The sequence below is a fragment of the Streptomyces sp. NPDC058001 genome (genome assembly GCF_042886315.1).
Taxonomy (GTDB): Bacteria; Actinomycetota; Actinomycetes; order Streptomycetales; family Streptomycetaceae; genus Streptomyces.
On sequence record NZ_JBHVQT010000008.1, the window covers coordinates 158,776 to 184,577 of the forward strand.

Genomic DNA, 25,802 nt, shown 5'->3' on the forward strand with positions numbered 1-25,802 from the left:
ACATGGCCCCTGTGGAAAGCCCCGATACGGCGGCCGGAGCGGACGAGGCGGGACTGGCGGCTCTGCGCGAGCTGGTGGCCGCGTCCGATGACCGTTTCCGGATGCGGCCGGAGCCCGGACCGGTCCAGGAGGCACGGACCCTCACGGTGGGAATGGCGACGTACGACGACTACGACGGTGTGTACTTCACCGTCACGAGTCTGCTGCTCCATCACGCCGAGGTGATGGACCGGGTCAATATCCTGGTGGTCGACAATCATCCCTCCGGTCCACACAGCTGGTCGCTGAAACGGCTGGAGCAGGATGTTCCGCGGCTGCGGTATGTCCCGTACGACCGGCGTGTGGGCACCGCCGCCCGCGACCGCATCTTCCGGGAGGCCGTGTCGGACTGGGTGCTGTGCGTGGACTCCCACGTTCAACTGGCTCCCGGGGCCCTGGCCGCGCTGGTGGACCACATCGATGAGCGTCCCGACAGCGGTGACCTGATTCAGGGGCCCCTGGTGTCCCCGGACGGGAGCGAGGTGTCCACCCACTGGGAGCCCCGCTGGGGGCAGTTGATGTACGGGGTCTGGGGCACGGACCCCCGGGGCACCGATCCCGGCGCCCCGCCCTCCGAGATCGGCATGCAGGGTCTGGGGTTGTTCGCCTGCCGCACCACGGCTTGGCCCGGCCTCAATCCCGCCTTCGCCGGGCACGGAGCCGAGGAGGGCCACCTGCACGAGAAGTTCCGCCGCGCCGGTCACACCACGTGGTGTCTGCCCGCCCTGCGCTGGACCCACCGCTTCGACAGACCACGCACCGGCCGGGCCAACTCGACGTGGTACCAGAGCCTGTTCAACTACCTCATCGGCTTCGACGAACTCGGCCAGAGCCCCGACGAGGCGCTGGACCACTTCTCCGCCGTCCTGGGAGAGAGGGCCGTGCGCCAGGGCATGGCGGACTACCAGGCGGAGAAACGCAATCCCTTCAACGCCTTCGACGGCATCACCTGTATCAACCTTGATGAACGGCCCGACCGTTGGGAGGCTCTGCGCAGACGACTGGGCGCACTCGGGATCCGTCCCGAACGCATCCATCGCCAGCCGGCCACCGCGACACCGGCCGATCACCGTATCGGCCGCGCGCTCTCCCACCGACAGGCGATTCAGCAGGCCCATACCGACGGTCTTGAGTCCCTGCTGGTGGTGGAAGACGATGCCCTCTTCCTCCCCGACAGTGCCTCGGTGCTGCGTCAGGCTCTGCGCGAACTCGCGGACCGGCGCTGGTCGTTGCTCCACCTCGGCGCCCCGGACAGCGAGCCCGTCCCTGCGTGCGCCGAGGGGAACCACAGCCTCCAAGCCGTCCCCGCCGGGAGCGATGTGACCGCCCTCGCGATCGCCCACCACCGCAGCGCCTTCACCCATCTCCTGGACGAACTGCCCGACACCGTCGAAGACATGAGCGCCTGGATCCAGCGGCACACCTCGCTCGACCGGTATCTGGCCCGCTGGGACCGGCCGGATCGCTTTCGTACCGTCCCGGCCATCGCCACCGAGACCCGACAGTTCGATCTTGTGGCGGAACGGCTGCACGGCCAGTCTTCGCACCGCTGTGCCGCCGCAGGGGAAGGAGCCCTCCGATGAAAGCCCCCCGAGCCCGTCGTGAAGGGCTGCGCGTCAAGACGATCGCCCAAGACGGTCGCCTGGCCGTCTACGACGAACACGCCGAGCAGGGGCACCTCCTCAGCCCGCTGTGCGCGACCGTCTTCCACCTCACCGACGGCACCCGCACGCTGCCCGAGCTGACCACAGCCGTCGCCCGCGAACACCCCACGGCGGACACCACCCTTGTCCGGCACGCCCTCACGGAACTGAACACCGCCCGCCTGCTCGACATCGCCCTCGGCGAGCCCGACAGACCTCGACCCCGTGACGGTGCGGTGGCGACTGTCACGCAGGTAAGGGACACGGCGGCCGATGGTGAACTGGTGTACGCACTCGCGCCGTTGGGGGCATATGTTGTGCGGTGAACCATCTCTGCCCTGACCGTGACCTGCCGAAAGACGGAGCGCCACTCATGACGGACAACGCCTCCACGCCCGGACCGGCCGAACATCAGAAGATCGACACGTCGGTGCCGCACTCGGCACGGATCTGGAACTACTGGCTGGGCGGGAAGGACAACTACCCCGTCGACGAGGCGGCCGGCGACGCGTACACGGATGTCTTCCCCGGCATCGTCACCATCGCCCGCAGCAGCCGGGCGTTCCTGGCCCGCAGCATCGGCTATCTGGTGGCGGAGGCCGGCATCAGACAGTTCCTGGACGTCGGCACCGGTCTGCCGACCGCCAACAACACCCACGAGGTCGCCCAGCGCATCGCGCCCGAGACCCGGATCGTCTACGTCGACAACGACCCGATGGTCCTCGCGCACGCCCGTGCCCTGCTGTACTCCACGCCGGAGGGCAAGACCGCGTACATCGACGCGAACGTGCTGGACACCGAGCGCATCCTCCAAGGCGCCGCGCAGACGCTCGACTTCTCCCAGCCGACCGCACTGGTCCTGAGCAACATCCTCGGCCACGTCGCGTCCTACGACGAGGCCCGCTCGATCGTCACCGGACTGATGGCGGCGCTCCCGTCCGGCAGCTACCTCTGCGTCAACGACGGTTCGCTGGGCATCGACCCCGTGTTCGAGGAAGCCCAGAGCGCGTACAACAAGACCGGCGCCATCCCCTACAACCTGCGCACGGTCGCGGAGATCACGTCCTTCTTCGACGGCCTGGAACTGCTCGAACCCGGTGTGGTCTCGGTCCCGCTCTGGCGGCCTGAGGAGGACTCCCCCGCGCCCGTGGTCATCGCGGAACACGGAGGGGTGGCCCGCAAGCCCTGATCTCCACAACCGGCGGTGCCGTCAGGGGTCCAAGCCGCCGGGTCCGGCCCGCGGCCGGCCGTAGCCTCCGGCGCAGTGCACGCCCGCGCGAACGCTCACGACGGGATTCAGTCGGCGGACGACGCGGGCGGAGCACCCGGTGGCATGTTGAACGGCGTGACCACCTGGATCGCCGAGGGCAACGACGGGCCGTCGTCGGGGAGTGCCTTGTGGGCGCGCATGATGATCTGGCAGGCACGGCGCATGTCCTGGCGCAGGTCGTGGTGGAGGACCGCGGAGATGCGGCGCTCGCGCAGCAGGTGGGTGTTGTCGTGGTCGAGGTCGTGGGCGATGAACACCGCGCACTCCCGCCCGAGCGCCGCGAAGGCGTCGAGGGTGGCGACGTTGCCGCCGCCCGCGGAGTAGACGGCGATGATGTCCTCGTCGTGCTTGAGTGCGTCAAGAACAAGATCGTGCTGGGTGGCGTCGAGCCCGTCGCTGTCGGTGACCTCCACCAGGGAGCGGCGGGGCTCGGCGAGCCGCATGGCGCTGCGGAAGCCCATCTCGCGCTCCTCCTCGCCCCGGAAGGAGCCACGGCTGACCGTGGTGAGCACATGGCCGGGCCGACTGCCGAGCCACTGCGCGAGGAGATAGGCGGCGGTGGCACCCGCCGCGCGGTTGTCGATGCCCACGTACGCCAGCCGCGCGCTGTGCGGCAGGTCGGTCACCAGGGTGACGACGGGGATGCCGGCGGCGATCAGCCGCCCGACCGCGGCGGCGATCTCCGGTTCGTCGGGGGCCTTGAGGATCACGCCCTGTGAACCACGTTTGGCGATCTTGTCCAGGGTGCCGACCAGTTCGCTCGGCGGGCAGGTCTCACGGAAGTGGAAGCGGCAGCGCACGAGAGCGGGATGCAGGGAGGGCAGTTCGGCCTCCAGCGCGTCCCGTACCGCGGTGGAGAACCGCTCCGGAGTCTGCATCACGATATCGATCATGAAGGTGCGGCCCCCGAGCCGGACCTGGCTCTGCTGACGGTCCAGGTCCTTGATGGCTTGATGTACCTCCCTGATGGTGCCCTCCGTCACGTTGCCCCGCTGGTTGAGGACGCGGTCGACGGTGGCCGTGCTCAGTCCGGCCTGGCGGGCGATTTCCCTGATCGGGTAGCGGTGTCGCATGGCTGATTCCCCAGACCGATGATGGATTTTTGATGTACTGATAAGCATTGAATGATGGGTTCGGGTTCCCAAGACTGGCAGAAACGCACGGATGGCGAAAGGACCCGGATGTCTCCCACAGCCGCAGCGGCGCGGACTTGGTTGACCGAGGCGGACTGCGATCTCGACGCTTTCCGCTCCTTGGTGGAGCAGCGCACCGACCCCGCCGACCACCCCTCGGCCGAGCGGGTCGAACAGAACGTCCCGCTCTACGACAGCGACCGGCTCCGCGCACTGGCGGCGTCGCCCGAGGGCCGTCGGGGCGTGCAGGACGAGTTGGTCCGGGCTCTGCTGGACGGGCCCGGCATCGTGGTCCTCAAGCGTGCCTTCACCGACGCGGCCATCGTGGACGCGGCGTCCGACGCCTTCCACGGGCTGATCGAGGAGGAACGCGCCACTGGCGCGGCCCGCGGCGACCACTTCGCCAAGCCCGGCGCGAACGACCGCGTCTGGAACGCCCTGGACAAGGTGGCCCTGCGGGCGCCCGAGGTGTTCGCCGACTACTACGCCAACGACGTCCTGGAGCTGATCGCCGAAGCCTGGCTCGGCCCCGCCTACCAGGTGACCTCCCAGATCAACGTGGTCAACCCGGGCGGCGCGGCGCAGAACGTGCACCGCGACTACCACCTCGGCTTCCTCTCCCAGGAGCGCGCCGCCGCCTACCCGGCGCACGTCCACCGGCTGTCGCCGGTACTCACCTTGCAGGGGGCGGTGGCCCACTGCGACATGCCCGTCGAGTCCGGCCCGACCCTGTACCTGCCGCACTCGCAGAAGTTCGAGCCCGGATATCTGGCCTGGCGGCTGCCGCGCTTCGTCGAGTACTTCGACGCGGAACATGTGCAGCTCCCGCTGAACAAGGGCGACGCGGTCTTCTTCAACCCGGCGCTCTTCCACGCCGCCGGGCACAACCGCAGCGCCGACATCAGGCGCATGGCCAATCTGTTGCAGATCTCCTCCGCCTTCGGCCGCGCGATGGAGACGGTGGACCGCGACGCGATGGCGAGCGCCCTGTTCCCGGTGCTGCTGCGCCGCAAGTCCGAGGGCGCTTCGGAGGACTGGCTGCGCCGCGTGATCGCGGCCACCGCCGAGGGCTACCCCTTCCCCACCGACCTCGACCTCGACCCGCCGGTCGAAGGTCTCGCCCCGCGCTCCCCGGCGGACACCGTTCGGCAGGCCGTCGCCGACGGCTGGGACCCCGAGCGGCTGCGCCGGGAACTGCGGGCGGCGGCCGAGCGCCGACACCGCTGAAAGGGACACGCCACTCAAGGGTCACGGCACTCAGCGGAAAGGGACACAGCACTCATGGGACTGCTCGATGACAAGGTCGTCCTCGTCAACGGCGGCAGCCAGGGCGTCGGCGCGGGCATCGTGCGGGCGGCCGTCCGGGAAGGCGCGACCGTCGTCTTCACCGGCCGCCGGGCCGAGGTCGGCGAGAAACTGGCCGCCGAGACAGGCGCGCGCTTCGTACGGGCGGACCTCTCCGATCCGGCGCAGGCGCGCGACAGCGCCGTACAGGCCGTCGACGCCCACGGGCGCGTCGACGCTCTCGTCAACGCGGCAGGGCTGACGTCGCGTGGCTCGCTGCTGGACACCACACCGGAACTGTTCGACCAGCACATGGCGATCAATCTGCGCGCGCCGTTCTTCGCGATGCAGGCCGCGGTGGCCGACATGACGGCCCGCGAGGCGCCGGGCAGCATCGTCAACATCATCTCCAACTGCGCCCACGGCGGGCCGCCCCACCTGGCGGCGTACTCCGCCGCCAAGGCCGGTCTGGCGGGCCTGACGCGCAACGCCGCCCACGCGCACCGCTGGGACCGGATCCGCATCAACGGCCTCAACATCGGCTGGACGGACACCGAGGGTGAGGACGCCACGCAGCGCGCCTTCCACGACGCGGGCGACGACTGGCGGGAGCGGGCCGCCAGGTCGCAACCCATGGGCAAGCTCGGCCAGGTCGACGAGATCGCCGACTTCGTCGTCTTCCTGCTCTCGGACCGCAGCGGCGTGGTGACCGGCTCGGTCATCGACTGGGACCAGATCGTCTTCGGCGGCCAGGACTGAGCCGGCCTTGGCTGAACCGCCCTCGGCTGAACCCGCCATCGGCTGAACCGCCCTCGGGCAGAAGGAGCAAGATTCTCATGCGTATAGGCATCATGGGACTGGGCCGTATCGGCGCCTTCCATGCGGAGACCCTCGCCGGTCTTGACGCGGTGGACTCGCTGGTGGTCACCGACCCGGTGGCCGCGGCCGTCGCCAGGGCCACCGAACGCTTCGGGGCGACCGCCGCCGACTCGCCCGAGGCGCTGCTCGCCGCCGGAGTCGACGGTGTCGTGATCGCCGCCGCGACCGACGCGCACCCCCAGCTCATCCTCGCCGCCGTGAAGGCGGGCATCCCCGTCTTCTGCGAGAAGCCCGTGGCACTCCGGGTCGAGGAGAGCCTGGAGGTGCTGCGCGCGGTGGAGGGCAGCGGCGTCGAGGTGCAGATCGGCTACAACCGACGCTTCGACGCGGGCTGTGTGGCGGCGCGCCGGGCCGTGCTGAGCGGTGAGCTGGGCGACCTGCACACCGTACGGTCCACCACGCTGGACCCGGCCCCGCCGCCGCCCGCCTATGTGGCCGTCTCCGGTGGCATCTTCCGCGACTGCAGCGTGCACGACTTCGACATCGTGCGCTGGGTGACCGGCCGCGAGGTGGTCGAGGTGTACGTGGCGGGCGGCAACCGGGGTGCGGAGTACATCCGTGAGGCGGGCGACGCGGACACGGCGTCCTCGCTGCTCACCCTCGATGACGGCACCATCGCCGTCATCTCCAACTCCCGCCACAACGCCCGGGGTCACGATGTGCGCCTGGAGTTGCACGGCATGAAGGACAGCATCGCGGTCGGCCTGGAGGACAAGCTGCCGCTGCGCTCCGTCGAACCGGGCGGCACCTTTCCGGCCGGGACGCCGCACACCTTCTTCATGGACCGCTTCGCCGCCGCCTACCGCGCCGAACTCACCGCGTTCACCGAGGTCGTCGCCGGCACCCGGCCCTCCCCCTGCACGGTCGCCGACGCCATCGAGGCGAGCTGGATCGCGGAGGCGTGCACCCTGTCGCTCCATGAGCACCGCCCCGTACGACTGGACGAGGTACGCAAGTGATGACGGACGAGCCCCTGCGGATCGGCGTCCTGGGTGCGGCCCGGATCGCCGAGTTGTCGATCGTGGGGCCGGCCCGTGCGGGCAGTCACCGCCTCGTCGCGGTGGCCGCCCGCGACCGGGACCGGGCCGGGGCGTTCGCCGCCACGCACGGCGTGGAGCGGGTGGCGGACTCCTACGCCGCCCTCGTCGCTGACCCGGAGATCGAGGTCGTCTACAACCCGTTGGCCAACGGCCTGCACGGGCCCTGGAATCTGGCCGCGCTCCAGGCCGGCAAGCACGTCCTCACCGAGAAGCCGTCCGCGAGCAACGCGACGGAGGCGGCCGAGGTGCACGAGGCCGCCGCCAAGGCGGGCACGGTGTTCATGGAGGGCTTCCACTACCTGTTCCACCCGGTCACCCGGCGCCTGCACGAGCTGCTGGGGAGCGGAGAGTTGGGCGAACTCCGGCACGTCGAGACCATGGTCGCCATGCCCGCGCCACCGGACAGCGACGTACGGTGGTCGCTCCCGCTCGCGGGCGGCGCGCTGATGGACCTCGGGTGCTACAGCCTGCACGCCCAACGCGTGCTGGCGCCCTGGGCGGGTGGGGCGCCCCGGCTGATCGCCGCGCGCGGTGGTGAGAAGGCGGGGGCCGCGGGGGTCGACGCGTGGCTGGACGCCGATCTGGAGTTCCCGGGCGGCGCCACGGGGAGCGCCCGCTGTCACATGGCCCATCACACCTGGCAGATGAGCTGCCGCGTCGTGGGCTCGCGCGGCGAGGCCACGGCGGTGAACTTCGTACAGCCCCACCTGGACGACCGGGTCATCGTGCGTACGGCCGCCGGTGAGCGCACCGAGGAACTCGGCCGCCAGTCCTCGTACATCTACCAACTCGACGCCTTCGCCGCCCACTTGCGGCGCGGTGCACCGCTGGCGCTCGACGCCGACGACGCGCTGATCACCATGCGGCTCATCGACGACGCCTACCGGGCGGCGGGGTTCCCGGTCCGGCCACGTACGGTCCTCCCGGCCACGGCATAAAGGAGAACGAACGGAGAACGAAGGGGAGAGGGCGGTACCGGACCGGTACCGCCCTCTCCCTCCGCACTTCCGCTGCCGTGTCTACTTCAGCAGCGTCGCGGCAGACCGGTACGCCGCTGTGGCGGCCTCCCGCACCGGCAGCGCACGGTGTGTGTCGGAGAGGATCTCCACGCCCCAGGGCCCGGAAAAGCCCGCCGTACGGAGCGCGCTGACGATCCCCGGAAGGTCGAAGGAGCCCTCTCCGCACAGGCGTCGGCGCCGGACGGTGTCCTCGAAAAGGGTGCCGACGACCTGACTGTCGGCGTCGTTGAGTTCCACGCCCACGATCCGCGACCCGGGTACGTCTGCCAGGTCGGCGGGTGGTGTGTGGGCGCGCTCGGTGTGCCAGACATCGATGATGAGGCCGCCCGCCGGGTGACCGGCGGCCTCGACAAGGCGGAGTCCGTCATGCACGGTCTTGAGGTTGGACCAGGGCAGGAACTCGATCCCGAGCCGGGCGCCCACGCCCTCGGTCTGGGCCGCCAGCGTGGCGAAGTCCTTGGCCCAGGCGCCGAGGTCCCAGGGCTCGTCCGCCACATCGGGGGCGATCTTGAGGGTGCGTGCGCCGAGCGCCTCGGCGGCCCTCAGGAGTCCGGTGCGCAGGGCGTCCGACGCGGTCCGCCGGGGTCCTTCGGTCCACCAGTCGGTCAGCAGCTCCAACTCGATGTGGCCGATTCCGTTGTCCGCGAAGAGGGACCGGATGCCGGCGAGTCCGTACTCGCGTTCGGCCTCCACCAGATCCGCGTACAGCAGGCCGAAGCCCTTGAATCCGGCGTCGCCCGCCGCTTCCACCCGTTCCCGCAGGTTCAGCGGACTGCGTTGGTCGTCCTGGTCGGGTGCGGTGTCGCCGGCGGTGGTCCAGCAGGTGGCCAGCAGGTCGTCAGCACTCATTCTCCAACCCCTCGCAGTACCGAGCGCAGATGCTCGGCGCTGGCCCACACGTCCTCGACCGGCCCCTTCTCCCTGGGCTCCTCGGTCAGGATGGTGTCCTGTTCCAGGACGTACCAGCCGTCGTAGCCGCGTGCGGTGAGGTGGGCGACGATGGCTTGGACGTCCACGTCTCCCGCGCCCAGCGGGCGGTACATCCCCTCGCGTACGGCCTCGGTGTAACTGAGGTGCCCGGACTGGACCTTGGCGGCGAGGGAGGCGTCCACGTCCTTCATATGGGTGTGGGCGATGCGCTCGGGTGCCTGGCGGGTCAGCTCGGCCGGGTCGGTGCCGCCGATGAGCAGATGCCCGGTGTCGAGGCAGAGCGAGATCGCCGAGTGCTCCAGGACCCGTTGGACCTCGTCACCGTTCTCGATCATGGTGCCGACATGCGGGTGCAGGACGGCGCGTACGCCGCGTTCGGCGGCCAGTGAGGCCAGCCGGTCGAGGTTGGACAGCAGCAACTTCCAGCCGTCCGCGTCGAGTTCGGGGCGTGAGTCGTAGCCGTCCTGGCCGGTGACGGCCGACAGGACGAGGACTTCCGCGTGCGAGGCGGCGTAGCTCGCCAGGAGTTGTTCGGCCTCGGGCAGCGGGTCGTGTCCGGGCACGTGCAGCAGCAGCGGGGTGAAGCCGCCGACCGCGTGGAGGTCGTGGTGGGCGAGCACGCGGGCCATGGCGTCCGGCTCGCCGGGCAGGAAGCCCTCGGGGCCGATCTCGGTGGCGGCCAGGCCGACTTCGCGCATCTCGTTCAGCACCCGTTCGGGCGTCAACTGGTAGCCCCAGCCGGGGACTTCGCATACACCCCAGGAGATGGGCGCACCGGCGATCCTGTTCAGCGGTGAGGTGGTCATGCCGTGGCCTTTCGGTGGTTCCAGTCGGGGTTGGCGACCGCGGCCGGCGGGCGGCCCGCGAGGACGTCCGCGACACCACGGGCGGCGTCGACGAAGGTCAGGGTCATCGCCCGGCGTGTCATACCCATCAGGTGCGGGGTGAGGACGACGTCGGGGTGGTCGAACAGCGGGTGGTGGAGGGCCGGTTCGGGGTCGAACACGTCTAGTCCGACGCCCGAGAGGCGGCCCGCTTCCAGGGCGGCCAGGGTGGCGTCCGGGTCGATCAGGCCGCCCCGGCCGCAGTTGATCAGGATCGCTCCCGGCCTGACGCCGGCCAGCAGTCGCTCGTTCACGAGGTGCCGCGTGTCCTCCACGAGCGGCGTGTGCAGGGTGAGTACGTCGCTCGACTCGGCCAGTTCGGCGAGGTCGGCGCAGGCGAATTCGGGCGGTGGCGGGCTGAACGGGTCGTGGGCGAGCGTCCGCATCCCGAAGGCGGCGGCGAGTTCACCCACCCGGCGACCGATGCGGCCGTAGCCGACGATCCCCAGCGTCGCGCCGTCCAGGTCGCCGACCGGTACGGCGTTCCGCTCGGCCCAGCGGCCGTCCTTTACCAGATCGGTCAGCGGTCTCAGCCGCTTGGTCAGATGCAGGGCGAGGGCGAAGGCGCCCTCGGCCACGGCCCGGGTGCCGCTGCCCGGGGTGATGACCACGGGGATGCCACGGGCGGTGGCCGCCGTCACGTCGACCAGGTCGACGCCGACGCCGGTGCGGGCGATGACCCGCAGCCGTGGCGCCCGCCGAAGGAAGTCCTCGTCAACGCGCCGGTCGGCGCGGACTACGGCGCCCTCGGCGACCGCGATCTCGTCGGGTGTGGGGTCGGTAACGAACGTGACCCGCTGGCCGAGTACGGGGACCACCGTGTCGGCGTCGACGGGGCCGAGGGCCACTACGACGTGCTCAGGCATACGATCAACTCCGCGCCGGATGCCCGAAGTTCGCACCCGGCACCCGGGGGACCGGCTGCCAGGAGCCGTTCGCCGCGGAGGCCGCCGCCGCCGCGATCACCTCGGCGACGGCGTGCGCGTCCTCGATCGTCGAGTTGTGGTGCTCGATGCCGGCCACGGCGGCGAGGAACTTCTTGGCCTCGATCACCTTGAGGTCGTCGTAACCCATGCTGTTGCCGGGGCCGGGCTGGAAGTGGGCGTAGTCGCCCAGGTGGCCGTTGCCGAGCACCGTGGTGTAGCCCTGATGGGGACCACTGCGGTCGAGCGCGACGCGCAGCTCGTTCATGCGCTCGAAATTCCAGGCGACGGAGCCGTCGGTGCCGTAGATCTCGAAACCGAAGCCGCACTGCGGGCCGACGATGATGCGGGACGCCTCCAGGGTGCCGACGGCTCCGCCCTGGAAGCGGACGAGGGCCGCGCTGTAGTCATCGTTCTCCACGGCCGCCATCTCGCCGTCCTCGATCACCGCGAAGTGCGTGCCCGAGCCCATGGGCAGGATCGGGCGTTCGGTGTAGACGGTGCTGGTCAGCGCGGAGACCTCCTCGATCGGGGCCACGACGTAGCTGACCAGGTCCACGACGTGGCTCAGCAGATCGCCCAGCGCGCCGTGCCCGGCCAGGTCCCGCTTGAAGCGCCAGGACAGGGCGCCCTTGGGTTCGGAGGCGTAGCCGGAGAAGAAGGTGGCACGCACGTTGGTGATACGGCCCAGTCTTCCCTCGGCGATCAGCTCCCGGGCCCGCTCGACGGCGGGGGCGTGCCGGTAGTTGTAGCCGATGGACGTGACGACTCCCGCCGCGCGGGCGGCGGCGGCGACTTCAGCGGTTTCTTCGGCGCCGCGCCCGACGGGCTTCTCGATCCAGAACGGCTTGCCGGCCTTGGCGGCGGCGATGCCGATCTCGTGGTGGAGGAGGTTGGGCGCGCAGATCGAGACGACGTCGACGTCCGGGTCGTCGAGGACGGCGCGGTAGTCGGTGGTGGCCTTCTCGTAGCCGAGGACGTCACGGGCGTAGGCCGCGCGGTCCTCGGCCGTGTCGGCGGCGTGCACGAGGCGGGGCTTGATGCCCAGCTCGGGGTAGACGGAGGGCAGGGCCTGGTAGGCGCGGCTGTGGAGCTTGCCCATCCAGCCGACGCTGATCAGTCCGACGCCGATCTCACGTGCGGCGCCGATCTCGCGTGCGGCGCCCGGGGTGGTGGGGGTCATGATCGTGTCTCCTGGGGCTGGGGCTGGGGCTGAGGTTCGGGCAATTGCTGGGGCTCGGGCCGGGGCGGGCGCCGGGCCTGGTCGAGCGCGGCGGACAGGGTTGCCGCGAGCAGGGTCGAGTCGGAGCCGATGGCGATGAACGTCCAGCCCTCGGTCCGTTTGGCAGCCGCGGCCGTACCGTCGGGGACGAGGAGTCCGCCGGCCTTGCCGTGCATGGCGGCGGCCTCGCGGACGCGCGCCAGGGCTTCTTGATAGACCGGTGCGGCGAAATCGCCGGGCACGCCGAGGTCGTGGCTGAGGTCGCGGGGGCCGACGAACAGGACGTCGACGCCGTCCATCGCCGCGATCACCTCGACCTCCGCCAGGGCGCTCGCCGACTCGATCTGGACCACGCCGAGGATCTCGCCCTCCCGGTCCAGGGCCGCGGGATCGAGCCCGAAGCGGCACGCCCTGTTGTACGTGGCCACGCCCCGGTCCCCCACCGGCGGATACCTCAAGTGCCGTAGCGCGTCCCGGACTTCGGCCGCCGTGTCGAGTCGCGGCAGCATGATCCCGGCGGCGCCCAGGTCGAGGACTCGGCCGACGCGGATGCGCGCCGCGGACTCCACTCGTACGACGGTCGGGACGCCGTAGGCCGCCGCGATCGGGATGGTCGTACGGGCCTGTTCCTCGCCCCCCGCGCCGTGTTCAAGGTCGAGCAGCAGCCAGTCGGCACCGGCGGCGGCGCACACCTCGGCCGTGATCGCGGAGGCGGTGCCCACGAAGGTGCCCAGGGTGACGTCACCGGCCGCGAGTCGGGCACGAAGGCGGCCGTGGTCCAGGGGTGAGGGACCCAGGGGCGAGGGGTTCAAGGGAGAGGGGTCCAGGGGAGAGCCGTTCATCCGTACCACCTCTGGGACGCGAGACCCTCTTCGTACTCGTCGCGCAACTGAGCGACAGCTTCCTGCTCGGAGACCTCAGCCGGGGCCACGTCCCACCACACGCCGGCGCCGGGAAGGTCGGCGTGCGGGATCACGGGGACGACCAGGACCACCGGTCCTTCGTGGTCGCGGGTGTCGGCGAGCGCGGTGCGCACCTCGTCGGCGGTGGTGGCACGGATCGCGCGGGCCCCGAGGCCCTCCGCGGTCTTGACGAGGTCGACTTGGAGATAGTCGCCGTCCAGGCGGGCGGGTTTGTCGGATCCGATGTCCAGATTGCCGTCGCGGTAGCGGAACTCGTTGCCGAACTCCCGCCCGTTGCACCCCATTTGGAGGCGGCGGATGACCTGGTAGCCGTGGTTCTCCGGGATCACGATCGTGACCGGGAGCCTCTCCTGTGCGGCCGTGACCAGCTCGGTCGGTGCCATGAGGAAGGTTCCGTCGCCCAGCAGGGACAGCACCCGCTTCGACCGGTCCGGCTCGGCGAGGCGGACCCCGATCGCGGCCGGCAGTTCGTAGCCCATGCAGGAGAAGCCGAACTCCAGGTGGGCGAACCGGCCTTCGGTGGCGTCCCACACCTTCTGCAGGTCGCCGGGCGGACCGCCGGCGGCGGCGATGATCGTGTCGCCGGACCGTGCGTGCTCCTGGAGCAGGCCGATCAACTGGCCCTGGGTGAGGACCGCGTCGGTGTCGCGTACGACGTCGGAGTCGTCGGGCAGCGACGCGAAGTCGAAGGCGGTGTCCGGGTCGAGCGCGGCGGCACGTCGCTCCCGCCACTGCTCGTCCAGGGCGCGCACGCTCTCCTGCCAGTCCGCCGGGGTGGTGGTGCCGTTCGCCCGTACGGCACCCGTGAGCGCGGCCAAGGCCCGCTTGGCGTCGGCCACGATGGCGGTCGCGCCGAGACGGCCCGCGTCGTGCACGTTGACGTTGATGCTCGCGAAGCGCACGTCCGGGTTCTGGAAGAGTGAGTGCGAGGCGGTGGCGAAGTCCGTCAGACGCGAGCCCACGGTGAGCACGAAGTCGGCTTCCCGGGCAAGGATGTTGACCGCCGGAGTGCCCTCAAGGCCGATGCCGCCGAGCTGCCACCAGGCACGGCGCTGGACCGCGCCCTTGCCCGCGAACGTCTCCGCGACGGGGATGCCCGCCGCGTCGGCGAGCGCCTCCAGCTCCTCGTTGGCACCGGAGTAGACGACGCCACCACCGGCGATGATCAGCGGCTTCTCCGCGTCGGCGAGCATCCGCGCCACCGCAGCGACCTCGTCGGCGTCCGGCGCCGGACGGCGTATCGGCCAGTCGCGCTCGGCGAAGAACTCCACCGGGTAGTCGTACGCGTGGGACTGGATGTCCTGTGGGAGGGAGACGACGACCGCGCCGGTGTCGACGTCGGTGAGCGCCCTCATCGCCGCCGGCAGCGCGGTGAGCAACTGCTCGGGCCGGGTGATCCGGTCGAAGAAGCGGGATACCGGCCGGAAGGCGTCGTTCACCGAGGCGTCCGCCTCCACGGGGTGCTGCAACTGCTGGAGTACGGGCCCCTGGTGGCGGGTCGCGTAGGTGTCGCCGGGCAGCAGCAGGACAGGCAGCCGGTTGACGGTGGCGAGGCCCGCGCCGGTCACCATGTTCAGGGCACCCGGGCCGATGGACGCGGTCACGGCGAGGGTGGCGTGCCGCTTGCTCGCCTTGCCGTAGGCCGTCGCGATATGGACGAGCGCCTGCTCGTTGCGGCCCTGGACGAAGGGGAGTTGGTCGCTGAGCTGGTCGAGGGCCTGGCCGAGCCCGGCCACATTGCCGTGGCCGAAGATGCCCAGCGCGGCCGGTATGAGGCGGCGGCGGTGGCCGTCGGCGACGGAGTACTGCCGGGAGAGGTAGATGACGACGGCCTGGGCGACGGTGAGGCGCACCGTGCTCCGCTGTGTCCGGTCAGTCATGGTTCGGCTCCTGATCGGGGGTGTGGACGAGGGGCGGCCGGGTCACCAGGGACTGCCGTGCAGGACGACGGTCTTGACCTCGGTCATCTCACTGACCGCGGCACGGGGGCCTTCCTTGCCGTAACCGCTGCCCTTCAGACCGCCGTACGGCATCAGGTCGGCGCGCCACAGAGGCGTCCAGTTGATGTGGACGGAGCCGGCGTCGATCTCTCTGATGGCCCGGACCGCGCCGGACACGTCGGAGGTGAAGATCCCGGCGCCGAGTCCGTAGGCGGTGCCGTTGGCCTGGGCGATGGCGGACGCCCAGTTCTCGGCCGAGCTGACGGCGACGGCGGGCCCGAACAACTCCTGTTGGCTGAGCGGGGAGTTGGGGTCGACATCGGCCACGACGGCCGGGGTCACGAGGGTCCCGTCGCGTTCGCCACCGGTCAGGACGCGTGCGCCGTCGGCTCCGGCCCGCGCGATGGCCCGCTCCACCCGTTCGGCCTCGGCGGTCGTGATCAGGGTGCCCATGGTGGTCTCGGGGGACGACGGGTCCCCGGTGCGGATGGCTTCGACCTTGGGGACGAGGGCGTCGAGGAAGTCCGCGGTGATCTCGGGGTGCGTGATCACTCGCTGGACCGAGATGCACACCTGCCCGGCGTTGACGTATCCGCCCAACGCGACGGCGCTCGCGGCCAGTTCGAGATCGGCGTCGGGCAGCACGACGACCGGGCAGGAGGCGCCCAGTTCGAGGGAGAGCTTTTTCACCCCGGCGACCCGCGCGATGTGCTCGCCGGTCGCGGTGGAGCCGGTGAAGGAGATCTTCCGTACGCGAGGATCGGTGACGAGGGCATCCCCCAGCACCCCGCCGGAGCCGACGAGCACCGAGAGCACGCCCTCGGGAAGACCGGCGTCCACGAAGCACTCGGCGAGTGCCAGCGCGGTCAGCGGTGTCGAGGTGGCCGGCTTGAGTACGACCGCGTTGCCTGCCGCGAGCGCGGGCGCCAGTTTGTGCAGTACGAGCAGTGCGGGGTAGTTGAACGGCGTGATGGCCACCACGACACCGCACGGCTGGCGCAGGGTGAAGCCCACTTTGTCCAGGCCGGTGCCACGGTTGGCGTCCAGCGGCAGCGTCTCACCGTAGAGCTGGGTGCCCTCGAAGGCCGCGAGACGGATCAGGTCCCCGGACCGCGCCGCCTCGCCGGTGGCCTCGGTGATGGTCTTGCCCGACTCCGAGCTGATGGTCCGCGCGATGTCGGCGGCTCGCTGTTCGGCGAGTTCCGCCGCGCGCAGCAGGATCGTCATCCGCTCGTGAGCGGGTGTACGCCGCCATACCGCGGCGCCTCGCTCCGCCGCCGCCAGGGCCGCCTCGACGTCCTCGGGGCCCGCCTCCCCCACGGTACCCACGGTCGAGCCGTCGAAGGGCGACGTCACGTCCCGGGTCCGTCCGGACCCTGCCGACGCTTGCCATCGGCTTCCGATGAGCAGTTCCACGGGCGCCATCGCCTTCTCCCTCCAGAAACCGTCAAGGCCGACCCGCGCCCCTCCGAGAAACTCCCGAGAGACCTCTCGCAGGATCGAAGACGCACTGATCAGCCGACGGCCGGGCCGTTTACATGGGCGCAACGGTAGGCGGGCCGCAGGGCTCTACTGAAGGGGGAGAATCCATCATTATCGCATCATTGGATACATCTTCTTTCCCTCATCCGCAGGGGGGCTGACGCCGACCCATGACCATCCCAGGCCGATTGACGGAACGCTCTGGCGAGGCGCGTCCGGCGGGGATGGTACGGGCCTCAGCTCGGTCGTTGTCGGTTCGGTCGTCGTCGGTCGATCCAGGCGATCAGTAGCCGAAGCACCTCGGGCATTTTGGAGACGGCGCAGTGCCCGGTGTCCTGATGACCGGACTCCAGACCGCCGACCACCAGCCCTGACCTTCCGGGGCCGAGCCGACTCCGGTGCGAACTCAGCCCAGGGCAACGGCCGTTCAAGTCCTCGCAATCACCTCGTGCGCCACTCCTCGGCCAGCAACTCGTAGGACCGCACCCTGTCCGCGTGGCCGTGGGTGATCGTGGTGATCAGCAGTTCGTCGGCGCCGGTGGCCTGCTGGAGCTGTTCCAGGTGGTCGGCGACCCGGCCCGGAGAGCCGACGAACTGCGTGTCGAGTCGGTCCTGGACCAGCGCCCGGTCCGCGTCGGACCAGGCGTGGGCGCGTGCCTCGGCGGGCGTGGGGAACTGGATCGCGCCCTCGGCGGTACGGATGCTGCGGACCCAGAGGCCGTAGCCGGTGGCGAGTTCGCGGGCGGTCTCGTCGTCCTCGGCGACCACGACGTCCGCGGACACACTGACGTACGGCTTGTCGAGGGCGTCGGAAGGCTGGAAGGCGGCGCGGTATCCCTCCGCCGCCTCCAGCACCGTGGCCGGACTGACGTGGTAGTTCGCCGCGAACCGCAGACCGTTGCGGCCCGCGACCTCGGCGCTCAGGCCGCCGCTGCTGCCCAGGATCCAGATCTCGACGTCGGCTCCCTCTCCCGGCACCACATGCGCCTCGACACCGTCCGCGGAGCGGTACGTGCCCGCCAGCAACGCCAGGATGTCGTCGATCTGCTCGCCGTAGTCCTGCGACTCCGCGTTCGGCTGCTGGAGCAGCTCGCGCTGGAGGGCGATGCGCGGTGAACCGAGCAGGTGCTCGAAGGAGAACCGGGGCGGGATACGCAGGCCGTTGGGGGTGCGGCCGTCGACCACCGGAGTCGCGGTCGGCAGCGGGGTGGCGGGGCCGCCGGGCGGGCCTCCGCCGGAGCGGCCGAGGCCCAAATCGAGGCGCCCGGGGTGCAGTGCGTCGATCAGGCCGAACTCCTCGACCGTGGACAGCGCGGTGCGGTGGCCCAGTTGTACGGCACCGGAGCCGAGCCGGATGGTCGAGGTCGCCGAGGCGGTCAGGGCGAGGACGACCGCGGGCGAGGTTCCGGCCACTCCCGGGTTGAGGTGGTGTTCGGCGAACCAGTAACGGGCGTACCCGAAGTCCTCGGCGTGCCGGGCCAGGTCGATGGAGTGGCGCAGCGCCTCGGTGGCGGTGGAACCGGACGCGATCGGGACCAGGTCCAGGACGCCGAGGGGGATGTCGGACATGTGCGGAGGGCTCCTCAGTGGTCGGCGGGCAGGGACACGGGCGCGGGCTCCGCGAGGACCGGGCCCCATGGGAACGGCGGATCGGGGATCTCGCGGCGCAGCACCGGCGCGATGTCCGACTGGAAGAGTTCGAGGGAGTCACGGTGTTGACGGTCCGTCAGTCCTCCTGCGTCCGCGTGCAGATGCAGCACCGTGTGCCCGAACCGATCGTGATAGCGGTGCACCTTCTCGATGATCTGCTGGGGGCTGCCGACCAGCGCCGAGCTGCGCTCCACGAAGTCCTCCAGGGTCGAGAACACCGGCTCCAGGCCCAGCCTCTTCTGGAACGCCAAGTTCCCCTCGAACACGGGCCGGTAGGCGGCCATCGCCTTCTGGGAGGTGCGGGCCGCGTAGAGGCCCGCCGTCCCCGCGCCGACCGCGATGGCGGCCGGATCGTGGCCGTAGTGTTCCCAGCGCTCTCGGTAGTAGCGGATCAACTCGGCATAGGGCTCAATGGGGTTGGTGACGTTGGCGGAGAAGAGCGGATCGCCGTAGCGGGCGGCCAGGTCGACCGACTCCTTGCTGGTCGCGCTGCCGTGCCAGACCCGGATCGGCTGCTGAAGGGGCCGGGGCCAGACCTCCGCGTCCTTGAGGTCCGGGCGGAAACGGGTCTCGGCGGTCACCTTGTCCTGGCGCCAGATCTTGCGGAACACCTCGTAGCTCTCGGCGTTGCGGTCCCACTGGTCCTCGGGCGTGACCTGGAACAGGTCGCGCTGGGCTGCCCCGTTGCCCTTGCCGATGATCAGATCGAGGCGTCCGCCGGAGATGTGGTCCAGGGTCGCGTAGTCCTCGTACGCCCGCACCGGGTCGAGCAGGCTGAGCGTGGTGACCGCTGTGAACAGCCGGATCCGGGAGGTGAGGGCGGCGATGTGACTGAGGACGACGGGTGGCGAGGAGGAGATGAAGGGCCGCTCGTGCCGCTCCCCTACGCCGAAACCGTCGAAGCCCAACTCCTCGGCGAGGAGCGCGTTGTCGAGCACCTCGCGGAAGCGGTCCTGGGTGGGCTTTTGTACGCCCGTCACCGGGTGCGGGGCGTGCACGATGAGGGTGATGGCGAGGAACTTCATGACGCCGCACGCTCGTTGCGCACATCGTCCGGGTGGGCCAGGCCGAGGTGCTCGCGCAGCGTGGTGCCCGTGTACTCCGTGCGGTACACGCCGCGTTCCTGGAGCAGGGGGACGACCGTGTCGGCGAAGGGGTCGAGGCCGCCGGGGGTGATGTGCGGGACGAGGATGAAGCCGTCGCTGGCGTCGGCCTGGACGAAGTCGTTGATGGTCGCGGCGACGGTGGCCGGGGAGCCGACGAAGTTCTGCCGGTTGCCGGTCTCGATGACCAGGTCCCGGATGGACCACTTGTTGGCGGCGGCGAGTTCGCGCCACTCGCGGACGGTGGCCAGTGGGTCGCGGTACATCCGGACCTGGGCGCGGCCCCGGGCGATGGTGTGCTCCCCGAGATCCGGGTCGATGTCGGGAAGCGGACCCTCCGGGTCGTACGCGGACAGGTCCCGGTTCCAGACGAACTCCAGGTGCCTGATCGCCGTGGCGCCGCTGACCTGCTGCCGGCGCACTTCGCGGGCCAGTTCCTCCGCCTCGGCGTCGGTGTCGCCGAGGACGAAGCTCGCGGCGGGCAGGATCAGCAACTGGTCGCGGCTGCGGCCGTACCGGACGAGGCGCCCCTTGACGTCGGCGTAGAACTCCTGACCCTCCTCCAGTCCGGCATATCTGCTGAAGATGGCGTCGGCGCTCGACGCGGCGAACTCGCGGCCCTCGTCGGAGTCTCCGGCCTGGAAGATGACCGGACGGCCCTGGGGGCTGCGCGGCACATTGAACCGACCGCCGATGTCGAAGTGGTGGCCCCGGTGGACGAAGGCTCCGGCCCGCGCGTCCCGCAGAAAGGTGCCGGTCACCTGGTCGGCGAGGATTTCGTCGCCGCGCCAGGAGTCGAAGAGTTCGTTCGCCGTGGACAGGAACTCCCGGGCACGCGAGTAACGCTCCTCCTGCGGCAGGAAGCCACCTCGGCGGAAGTTCTCGCCGGTGAAGGCGTCCCAGGACGTGACGACGTTCCAGGCCGCGCGCCCGCCGGAGAGGTGGTCGAGGCTCGCGAACTGCCGGGCCACCTCGTAGGGCTCGTTGAAGGTGGAGTTGATGGTCCCGGTCAGCCCGAGCCGGTCGGTGACGGCGGCCAGCGCGGCCAGGACGGTGAAGGTGTCGGGACGGCCGACGACATCCAAGTCGTAGATCTCGCCGCCCTGTTCACGCAGCCGCAGACCCTCCGCGAGGAACAGGAAGTCGAATTTGGCGCGTTCGGCGGTCCGGGCGAAGTGCGCGAAGGAGCTGAACTCGATTTGGCTGCCGGCGTCGGGGTCACTCCACACGGTGGTGTTGTTGACGCCGGGGAAATGGGCCGCGAGGTGGATCTGCTTGAGCGGCTTGTCGGGTGACGTACTCATGAGTTGGTGTCCCTCCGGCTCAGGCGGTCGTGGTGGTGGCGGCGTACCGATTGGCGGGGCGGGCGAGCCCGAGCAGACCGCGCAGGGTGTCGGCCTCGTACGCGCGTCGGAACGCGTCCCGGCGCTGAAGTTCGGGGACCAGGCCGCGGGTGATGGCCGGGAGGTCGTGACCGGCGACGGCGGGACGCAGTCGGAAGCCGGACAACCCCGACGACTGCAACTCCTGTAGAAGGTCGGCGAGTTGGGCGGGCGTGCCGGTGAAGATCCGGGCGTCGCTCGTGTACGGGTGTCCCGCAAGGGTGTCGAGACGGTCTCGTCGGGCCGCCGCCGCACCGGGGTCGCCGTCCAGGAACACCACCAGATCGCCGAAGATGTGCAGGGGCTCCTCGGCGCGGCCGGCCGCTGTCTGCTCCGCGCGGATCTCCTCGACAATGGCACGGGCCTGGCCCGCGTCGTGCGGGGTGACGTAACCGATGTCGGCGGCCCGAGCCACCAGACGGTAAGGGATGGTCGCGTGGGCCAGGGCGCTGACGATCGGCTGGCCCTGGGGCGGGCGGGGTGTGATCGAGGGGCCCTTGACGCTGAAGTGCTTGCCCTCGAAGTCGATGTAGTGCAGCTTGTCGCGGTCGATGAAGCGGCCGGTGGCCACGTCGCGGATCTCCGCGTCGTCCTCCCAACTGTCCCAGAGCCGGCGTACGACCTCGACATGGTCGGCGGCCTCCTCGAAGGCGTCGGCCACCACTTCCCGCACAGCGGGTGTGTCGTAGTCCTCTGTCCGGAACGGCGGGAACGTACGGCGTCCGAAGTGCGCGGCCTCGTTCTGGCGTGCGGTGACCTGTATGCGCAGGCCCGCGCGGCCGGTGCTCACATAGTCGAGGGTGGCGATCGCCTTGGAGATGTGGAAGGGCTCGGTATGGGTGGCCACCACGGTCGGCACCAGTCCTATGTGGCTGGTCAGCGGGGCGACACGGGCGGCGATGAGGACGGCGTCCAGACGGCCCCGAACCTGGTCGGTGCGGTCGTCGGGTTCGGTGAAGTGCGAGGACTGGAGGCCGAGTCCGTCCTCGATGGTCACGAAATCGAGCAGACCGCGCTCGGCCTCGGTGACCAGGTCGGTCCAGTAGGCGGCGGTGAACAGTTCATGGGGCCGGGCGACGGGTTCGCGCCAGGCGGCCGGGTGCCAGCCGGCGCCGTCGAGGGCGACGGCGAGGTGCAGAGGGGAGGGTGACGAGGGCATGGGAGTGGTGCCTTCCTGATCAGCCGTGCGAGGGAGCCGGCCCTGGTGCGGAGGGTGCGGCTGCGGGAACTTCTTGTCCGTCCCGGCCTTGCGCATCCGGCTGTCCGCCCGGCGTGCGGACGAGCGCGAACCGTGTGCGGCGGCGCAGGGTGAACCCGATGGACTCGTAGAGCCGGATCGCGTGGATGTTGCTCCCGGCCGCGTGGAGGAAGGGAGTGTCGCCGCGTTCCCTGATGCCCGCCGCGACCGCGCGGACCAGCCGGGTGGCCAGGCCGCGACCGCGGTGGTCCGGGTGGGTGCACACGGCACTGATCTCGGTCCAGCCCGGCGGGCGGAGGCGTTCACCGGCCAGGGCGATCAGCCGCCCGTGGTCCCGGATGCCGAGGTAGGTGCCCAGCTCGACGGTACGGGGCAGGAAGGGGCCCGGCCGAGTGAGGGCGATCAGGCCGAGGATCTCGGGTACGTCGGCGGGCCCGAGCGGTACCGCCTCGGGCGCGGGTTCGGTGTACAGCGCGGTGTCGACCATCTGGACGCCCTCACCGCTGTCCTCGATCTCCCAGCCGGCGGGCAGGGTCCGGACCTCGGTGACCGGGGTGACGGTGCCGGGTCCGACCAATGCGGCCAGGTCGTCCCAGGCGCGGGGATCGGCGGGGTCCTCCAGGGCGGTGAACGGGGAGACGTCCGTCGGGTAGCGGGCGGCCCGGCCCAGGCGCTCGGCGAGATGGGCGTGCGGGCCGGTCAGCGCGGCCCAGGCGGCGTTGTCCAGGATGTGGGGTTCCGTCGGGCTGGTGGACGGGGCGTGGTGGACGCTGATGGACATGACGGTGCGGAGTCTTCCTGTCTGGAACACAGCGGGGCGCGGCCGGGACTCCGCCGCGAGACGACGGAGTCCCCTGGGACGGGCGGCGATCAGGAGTTGTCGAGCGGCAGTCCGGGCGGGTTGACCTCGGACTTGGCGACGGCCTCGTTGGAGAGGTTCCAGGCGGCGAGCCACTTGGCGTACTGGCCGTTCTCGATCAGATGGTTGACGGCGTCCGCGAGCGGCTTGGCCAGCCCGCTGTCCTTCTTCGCGGTGGCCGCGATCAGACCCTCCAGCGTCGCTCCCGCACCGGAGTACTTGCCCGCGTTGCGCGTCGGGTTCGGCGTCTTGGCAACCTGGGTGATGTGGTACGAGATACCGGGGTTGGGGCCGAAGTAGGCGTCGATCTTCCCGCTGGACAGCGCCAGGTAGACGCTGTTGTTGTCCTGGAAGTACTTGACGGTGAGCTTCTTGCCCTCCTTCGCGAGCTTCGCCTTCCAATCCAGCAGGATCTTCTCCTGGTTGGTGCCGGCGCCCACGGAGACGGTCTTGCCGGCCAGGTTCTCGTAGTCGCCGTCGAAGTTCCAGGTGCTCTTCTTCGGTACCTCGAAGGCGAGGTTGTCCTGCCGGTAGGAGGCGAACTCGTACTTCTTCTTGCGTTCCTCGGTGTCCGTGACGTTCGAGAAGGCCACGTCGACCTTGCCGCTGTCGATGCCGACGAACAGGTTCTCCCAGGTCGAGTTCTTCACCTCCGGCTTCAGCCCGAGAACCGCGGCGACCAGGCGGCCGAGGTCGGGTTCGGCACCGGTGAGGGTCTTCTGGTCCTGGCCCACGTACGCCAGTGGCGGGAATCCGGCGGGCAGGGCGCCGACGCCGATCACCAACTTGCCACTCTCGGCGACCGACTTGGGCAGCTCGGCGCTGATCGACTTCACCTCCGGCACCTTCAGTTCGGTCTCCTTGGCGGCTCCGTTGGACAGTGCGCCGACGGTGACCGCCCCGGCCGACGCGCTGCCGGTCCTGGTGGCGGCGTCGCTGTCGCCGCCGCACGCGGAGAGTCCTGCGGCGAGTGAGGCGACGGCTGCGGACGCGGTGACGCCGCGGACGAGTCTGTTACGGAGGCTGAGGGTGCGCATGGGTGTCCTTTTCGGTGGTGCGGCGAGGGTGTGGTGGTGCGATGAGGGTGTGGCGGGGGCGGGTTCAGAGGACCTTGCTGAGGAAGTCCCTGGTCCGCTCGTGTTTCGGGTGGTCCAACACCTCGGCGGGTGGGCCCTGTTCGACGATCCGGCCGCCGTCCATGAAGACCACCCGGTCGGCGATCTCGCGGGCGAAGCCGATCTCGTGGGTGACGATGACAAGGGTGGTGCCGCTGTCGGCCAGGTCCTTGATGACGGCCAGCACCTCGCCGACCAGCTCGGGATCCAGGGCGGAGGTCGGCTCGTCGAAGAGGATGACGCCGGGGCGCAGGGCGAGGGCGCGGGCGATGGCCACGCGCTGCTGCTGCCCGCCGGACAACTGCCGGGGGTAGGCGCTGGTCCTGTCGGCGAGACCTACCCGGGCGAGGAGGTCGCGGGCCAGCCCCTGGGCCTCGGGCTTGGTCAGCTTGCCGGTCGCCACCGGGGCCGCGGCCACGTTGTCCAGCACGGTCAGGTGCGGGAAGAGGTTGAAGTTCTGGAAGACGAACCCGATCCGGCTGCGCTGGGCCAGGATGACCCGCTCGCTCAGCTCCTTGAGCCGCTCGCCGTGCCGTCGTACGCCGATCAGCTCGCCGTTCAGGCTGACATGGCCGATCTCGGGTTTCTCCAGGTGGTTGATCACCCTGAGGAGGGTGGACTTGCCGGAACCGGAGGGGCCCAGGATGACCGTGACCTCGCCGGGCCGCACGGTCAACTCCACACCGTCCAGGACCCGGTGAGCGCCATACCACTTGTGCACGTCGTGCACCTCCACAGTGGCGGGACGTATCTCGCGCGTCGTCTTGGCGGTCATATCGCCGTCTCCCTTCGGACCCGGGCCCGCAGATCACGTAGACCGGTGCGGACCTTCTGCAACGGGGTCGGCGGCAGGGTGCGCAGCGCGCCGCGCGAGTAGTACCGCTCGACGTAGAACTGCACGACGGACACGACACTCGTGAGGATCAGGTACCAGGTGGTGGCGACCAGCAGCAGCGGCACGATGTCGCCCGGGTAGGTGCTGCCCATGCTCTGTACGGATCCGAAGAGGTCGAGCAGCGAGACGTAGAAGACCAGTGAGGTGGCCTTGATCAGACCGATCAGCTGGTTGACGTAGTTCGGGGTGATGGAGCGCAGCGCCTGCGGGAAGACGATCTTCGCGAACTGGTACCGCTTCGGCAGGCCGAGTGCGGAGGCCGCCTCGTGCTGGCCCTGGTCGACGGAGAGGATGCCGCCGCGCACCACCTCCGAGGCGTACGCCGCCTCGTTCAGGCTCAGTCCGACGACCGCGACGACCATGTCGGTGGCGAGTCGGGACTCGTCGAAGGTGAAGAAGGCCGGTCCGAACGGCACTCCCACGCTCAACGTCTCGTAGAGCGCGCTGAAGTTGTAGAGAAAGAGCAGGACCACGATCAGCGGCACCGACCGGAACAACCAGGTGTAGACCCAGCTGACCGCGCGCAGTACCGGGCTCGGGGAGATCCGGGCGATTGCCAGCAGGACGCCGCCGAGCAGGCCCAACACGGCGCTGTACACGGCGACTTCGAGGGTGATGAGCAGTCCGTCGAGGATCGTCGGGCGCAGGAACCAGTACCGGAAACGGTCCCACTGGTAGAAGGGGTTGGTCAGCAGTCCATGGGTGATCTGGACGACCAGGACGAGCACGACGGCCGTGATGATCCAGCGGCCGGGGCGCCGGAGCGGCAGAACTCGCTGCGCCGCCAGGGGCTTCGGCGCGGCAGGGGTGTCGGGGCGGGGGATCGCCTCGGCGGGCGGTGCTGATCCGGAGGACACAGCGGTGCCCGGAGATTCACTCATGGTGGGCTCCAGCGGATGCGGATACCCCGGACCACGGATTGCGTCAGTACCGCGCCGAGCGGGAGGGGCTCGGCACGAGGCGACGCACGGGTACACGCGGAACGGGGG

The 25,802-nt window shown here is 70.3% G+C and carries 23 protein-coding genes; 7 read left to right on the forward strand and 16 right to left on the reverse strand.

Features of this window, described 5'->3' with window-relative positions; translation table 11 throughout:
- Nucleotides 1–2: 2 nt before the first annotated feature.
- Genes ACFVT5_RS21130 through ACFVT5_RS21140 form a run of 3 tightly spaced genes read left to right on the forward strand, consistent with a single transcriptional unit; the run spans nt 3 to nt 2,871 of the window.
- Nucleotides 3–1,622 carry a glycosyltransferase gene (locus ACFVT5_RS21130; RefSeq protein WP_389889883.1) on the forward strand — a complete coding sequence of 540 codons (1,620 nt, stop codon included), beginning with the start codon at nt 3–5 and terminating at the stop codon, nt 1,620–1,622.
- Nucleotides 1,619–2,008, forward strand: a complete 390-nt coding sequence (locus ACFVT5_RS21135; RefSeq protein WP_389889886.1) for a hypothetical protein — start codon at nt 1,619–1,621, stop codon at nt 2,006–2,008. The genes ACFVT5_RS21130 and ACFVT5_RS21135 overlap by 4 nt, the downstream gene beginning before the upstream one ends.
- 47 nt (nt 2,009–2,055) lie before the next feature.
- On the forward strand, nt 2,056–2,871 hold the full coding sequence (locus ACFVT5_RS21140; RefSeq protein WP_389889889.1) for an SAM-dependent methyltransferase: 816 nt from the start codon (nt 2,056–2,058) through the stop codon (nt 2,869–2,871).
- 107 nt (nt 2,872–2,978) lie between these two features.
- On the opposite strand, the gene ACFVT5_RS21145 is transcribed toward ACFVT5_RS21140, so the two are convergent.
- Nucleotides 2,979–4,025: a LacI family DNA-binding transcriptional regulator gene (locus ACFVT5_RS21145; protein ID WP_389889892.1), complete on the reverse strand. Its 1,047-nt coding sequence runs from the start codon at nt 4,023–4,025 to the stop codon at nt 2,979–2,981.
- A 108-nt stretch (nt 4,026–4,133) separates the two neighbouring features.
- Between ACFVT5_RS21145 and ACFVT5_RS21150 the strand changes: the two genes are divergently transcribed.
- The 4 genes from ACFVT5_RS21150 (at nt 4,134) to ACFVT5_RS21165 (ending at nt 8,226) form a co-directional block, all read left to right on the forward strand.
- Entirely contained in the window at nt 4,134–5,312 is a 1,179-nt protein-coding gene (locus tag ACFVT5_RS21150; RefSeq protein WP_389889895.1) for a phytanoyl-CoA dioxygenase family protein, read from the forward strand.
- Between the two features lie 54 nt (nt 5,313–5,366).
- The gene (locus ACFVT5_RS21155; protein WP_389889897.1) at nt 5,367–6,128 is read left to right on the forward strand and encodes an SDR family oxidoreductase; all 762 of its coding nucleotides are present in this window, start codon (nt 5,367–5,369) and stop codon (nt 6,126–6,128) included.
- A 77-nt stretch (nt 6,129–6,205) separates the two neighbouring features.
- The gene (locus tag ACFVT5_RS21160) at nt 6,206–7,207 is read left to right on the forward strand and encodes a Gfo/Idh/MocA family oxidoreductase (protein WP_389889900.1); all 1,002 of its coding nucleotides are present in this window, start codon (nt 6,206–6,208) and stop codon (nt 7,205–7,207) included.
- Nucleotides 7,207–8,226 carry a Gfo/Idh/MocA family protein gene (locus tag ACFVT5_RS21165; protein WP_389889903.1) on the forward strand — a complete coding sequence of 340 codons (1,020 nt, stop codon included), beginning with the start codon at nt 7,207–7,209 and terminating at the stop codon, nt 8,224–8,226. Before ACFVT5_RS21160 ends, ACFVT5_RS21165 begins: the two co-directional genes overlap by 1 nt.
- Nucleotides 8,227–8,307: 81 nt before the next feature.
- Here ACFVT5_RS21165 and ACFVT5_RS21170 read toward each other — a convergent pair whose 3' ends face one another.
- From ACFVT5_RS21170 to ACFVT5_RS21240, 15 genes are all read right to left on the reverse strand, one after another.
- Entirely contained in the window at nt 8,308–9,156 is an 849-nt protein-coding gene (locus tag ACFVT5_RS21170) for a sugar phosphate isomerase/epimerase family protein (protein ID WP_389889906.1), read from the reverse strand.
- The gene (locus ACFVT5_RS21175) at nt 9,153–10,043 is read right to left on the reverse strand and encodes a sugar phosphate isomerase/epimerase family protein (RefSeq protein WP_389889909.1); all 891 of its coding nucleotides are present in this window, start codon (nt 10,041–10,043) and stop codon (nt 9,153–9,155) included. Before ACFVT5_RS21175 ends, ACFVT5_RS21170 begins: the two co-directional genes overlap by 4 nt.
- Nucleotides 10,040–10,987, reverse strand: coding sequence for an NAD(P)-dependent oxidoreductase (locus ACFVT5_RS21180; protein WP_389889912.1), 948 nt, complete (start codon nt 10,985–10,987; stop codon nt 10,040–10,042). The genes ACFVT5_RS21175 and ACFVT5_RS21180 overlap by 4 nt, the downstream gene beginning before the upstream one ends.
- A 4-nt stretch (nt 10,988–10,991) precedes the next feature.
- On the reverse strand, nt 10,992–12,227 hold the full coding sequence (locus ACFVT5_RS21185) for a Gfo/Idh/MocA family protein (protein WP_389889915.1): 1,236 nt from the start codon (nt 12,225–12,227) through the stop codon (nt 10,992–10,994).
- The gene (locus ACFVT5_RS21190; protein ID WP_389889918.1) at nt 12,224–13,108 is read right to left on the reverse strand and encodes an HpcH/HpaI aldolase/citrate lyase family protein; all 885 of its coding nucleotides are present in this window, start codon (nt 13,106–13,108) and stop codon (nt 12,224–12,226) included. The genes ACFVT5_RS21185 and ACFVT5_RS21190 overlap by 4 nt, the downstream gene beginning before the upstream one ends.
- On the reverse strand, nt 13,105–15,069 hold the full coding sequence (gene iolD / locus ACFVT5_RS21195) for a 3D-(3,5/4)-trihydroxycyclohexane-1,2-dione acylhydrolase (decyclizing) (protein WP_389889921.1): 1,965 nt from the start codon (nt 15,067–15,069) through the stop codon (nt 13,105–13,107). Before iolD ends, ACFVT5_RS21190 begins: the two co-directional genes overlap by 4 nt.
- A gap of 42 nt (nt 15,070–15,111) precedes the next feature.
- A complete protein-coding gene (locus ACFVT5_RS21200) occupies nt 15,112–16,554 on the reverse strand; it encodes an aldehyde dehydrogenase family protein (protein ID WP_389889924.1) in 1,443 nt (480 codons plus the stop codon).
- A 498-nt stretch (nt 16,555–17,052) separates the two neighbouring features.
- Entirely contained in the window at nt 17,053–18,180 is a 1,128-nt protein-coding gene (locus ACFVT5_RS21205; protein ID WP_389889927.1) for an LLM class flavin-dependent oxidoreductase, read from the reverse strand.
- A gap of 14 nt (nt 18,181–18,194) precedes the next feature.
- A complete protein-coding gene (locus tag ACFVT5_RS21210) occupies nt 18,195–19,286 on the reverse strand; it encodes an LLM class flavin-dependent oxidoreductase (protein ID WP_389889930.1) in 1,092 nt (363 codons plus the stop codon).
- Nucleotides 19,283–20,668 carry an NtaA/DmoA family FMN-dependent monooxygenase gene (locus tag ACFVT5_RS21215; protein WP_389889933.1) on the reverse strand — a complete coding sequence of 462 codons (1,386 nt, stop codon included), beginning with the start codon at nt 20,666–20,668 and terminating at the stop codon, nt 19,283–19,285. Before ACFVT5_RS21215 ends, ACFVT5_RS21210 begins: the two co-directional genes overlap by 4 nt.
- Nucleotides 20,669–20,687: 19 nt before the next feature.
- Entirely contained in the window at nt 20,688–21,905 is a 1,218-nt protein-coding gene (locus ACFVT5_RS21220; RefSeq protein WP_389889936.1) for an LLM class flavin-dependent oxidoreductase, read from the reverse strand.
- Nucleotides 21,906–21,924: 19 nt separating this feature from the next.
- The gene (locus tag ACFVT5_RS21225; protein ID WP_389889939.1) at nt 21,925–22,725 is read right to left on the reverse strand and encodes a GNAT family N-acetyltransferase; all 801 of its coding nucleotides are present in this window, start codon (nt 22,723–22,725) and stop codon (nt 21,925–21,927) included.
- An 89-nt stretch (nt 22,726–22,814) separates the two neighbouring features.
- Nucleotides 22,815–23,840, reverse strand: a complete 1,026-nt coding sequence (locus ACFVT5_RS21230) for an ABC transporter substrate-binding protein (RefSeq protein WP_389889942.1) — start codon at nt 23,838–23,840, stop codon at nt 22,815–22,817.
- A gap of 64 nt (nt 23,841–23,904) precedes the next feature.
- Nucleotides 23,905–24,693, reverse strand: a complete 789-nt coding sequence (locus tag ACFVT5_RS21235) for an amino acid ABC transporter ATP-binding protein (RefSeq protein ID WP_389889945.1) — start codon at nt 24,691–24,693, stop codon at nt 23,905–23,907.
- Nucleotides 24,690–25,694: an amino acid ABC transporter permease gene (locus ACFVT5_RS21240; RefSeq protein ID WP_389889947.1), complete on the reverse strand. Its 1,005-nt coding sequence runs from the start codon at nt 25,692–25,694 to the stop codon at nt 24,690–24,692. The genes ACFVT5_RS21235 and ACFVT5_RS21240 overlap by 4 nt, the downstream gene beginning before the upstream one ends.
- Nucleotides 25,695–25,802 lie beyond the last annotated feature (108 nt).

Coding starts and splice junctions, on each gene's coding strand:
- ACFVT5_RS21130 (WP_389889883.1), top strand. CDS start 3: ATGGCCCCTGTGGAAAGCCCCGATACGGCGGCCGGAGCGGACGAGGCG.
- ACFVT5_RS21135 (WP_389889886.1), top strand. CDS start 1,619: ATGAAAGCCCCCCGAGCCCGTCGTGAAGGGCTGCGCGTCAAGACGATC.
- ACFVT5_RS21140 (WP_389889889.1), top strand. CDS start 2,056: ATGACGGACAACGCCTCCACGCCCGGACCGGCCGAACATCAGAAGATC.
- ACFVT5_RS21145 (WP_389889892.1), bottom strand. CDS start 4,025: ATGCGACACCGCTACCCGATCAGGGAAATCGCCCGCCAGGCCGGACTG.
- ACFVT5_RS21150 (WP_389889895.1), top strand. CDS start 4,134: ATGTCTCCCACAGCCGCAGCGGCGCGGACTTGGTTGACCGAGGCGGAC.
- ACFVT5_RS21155 (WP_389889897.1), top strand. CDS start 5,367: ATGGGACTGCTCGATGACAAGGTCGTCCTCGTCAACGGCGGCAGCCAG.
- ACFVT5_RS21160 (WP_389889900.1), top strand. CDS start 6,206: ATGCGTATAGGCATCATGGGACTGGGCCGTATCGGCGCCTTCCATGCG.
- ACFVT5_RS21165 (WP_389889903.1), top strand. CDS start 7,207: ATGACGGACGAGCCCCTGCGGATCGGCGTCCTGGGTGCGGCCCGGATC.
- ACFVT5_RS21170 (WP_389889906.1), bottom strand. CDS start 9,156: ATGAGTGCTGACGACCTGCTGGCCACCTGCTGGACCACCGCCGGCGAC.
- ACFVT5_RS21175 (WP_389889909.1), bottom strand. CDS start 10,043: ATGACCACCTCACCGCTGAACAGGATCGCCGGTGCGCCCATCTCCTGG.
- ACFVT5_RS21180 (WP_389889912.1), bottom strand. CDS start 10,987: ATGCCTGAGCACGTCGTAGTGGCCCTCGGCCCCGTCGACGCCGACACG.
- ACFVT5_RS21185 (WP_389889915.1), bottom strand. CDS start 12,227: ATGACCCCCACCACCCCGGGCGCCGCACGCGAGATCGGCGCCGCACGT.
- ACFVT5_RS21190 (WP_389889918.1), bottom strand. CDS start 13,108: ATGAACGGCTCTCCCCTGGACCCCTCTCCCTTGAACCCCTCGCCCCTG.
- iolD (WP_389889921.1), bottom strand. CDS start 15,069: ATGACTGACCGGACACAGCGGAGCACGGTGCGCCTCACCGTCGCCCAG.
- ACFVT5_RS21200 (WP_389889924.1), bottom strand. CDS start 16,554: ATGGCGCCCGTGGAACTGCTCATCGGAAGCCGATGGCAAGCGTCGGCA.
- ACFVT5_RS21205 (WP_389889927.1), bottom strand. CDS start 18,180: ATGTCCGACATCCCCCTCGGCGTCCTGGACCTGGTCCCGATCGCGTCC.
- ACFVT5_RS21210 (WP_389889930.1), bottom strand. CDS start 19,286: ATGAAGTTCCTCGCCATCACCCTCATCGTGCACGCCCCGCACCCGGTG.
- ACFVT5_RS21215 (WP_389889933.1), bottom strand. CDS start 20,668: ATGAGTACGTCACCCGACAAGCCGCTCAAGCAGATCCACCTCGCGGCC.
- ACFVT5_RS21220 (WP_389889936.1), bottom strand. CDS start 21,905: ATGCCCTCGTCACCCTCCCCTCTGCACCTCGCCGTCGCCCTCGACGGC.
- ACFVT5_RS21225 (WP_389889939.1), bottom strand. CDS start 22,725: ATGTCCATCAGCGTCCACCACGCCCCGTCCACCAGCCCGACGGAACCC.
- ACFVT5_RS21230 (WP_389889942.1), bottom strand. CDS start 23,840: ATGCGCACCCTCAGCCTCCGTAACAGACTCGTCCGCGGCGTCACCGCG.
- ACFVT5_RS21235 (WP_389889945.1), bottom strand. CDS start 24,693: ATGACCGCCAAGACGACGCGCGAGATACGTCCCGCCACTGTGGAGGTG.
- ACFVT5_RS21240 (WP_389889947.1), bottom strand. CDS start 25,694: ATGAGTGAATCTCCGGGCACCGCTGTGTCCTCCGGATCAGCACCGCCC.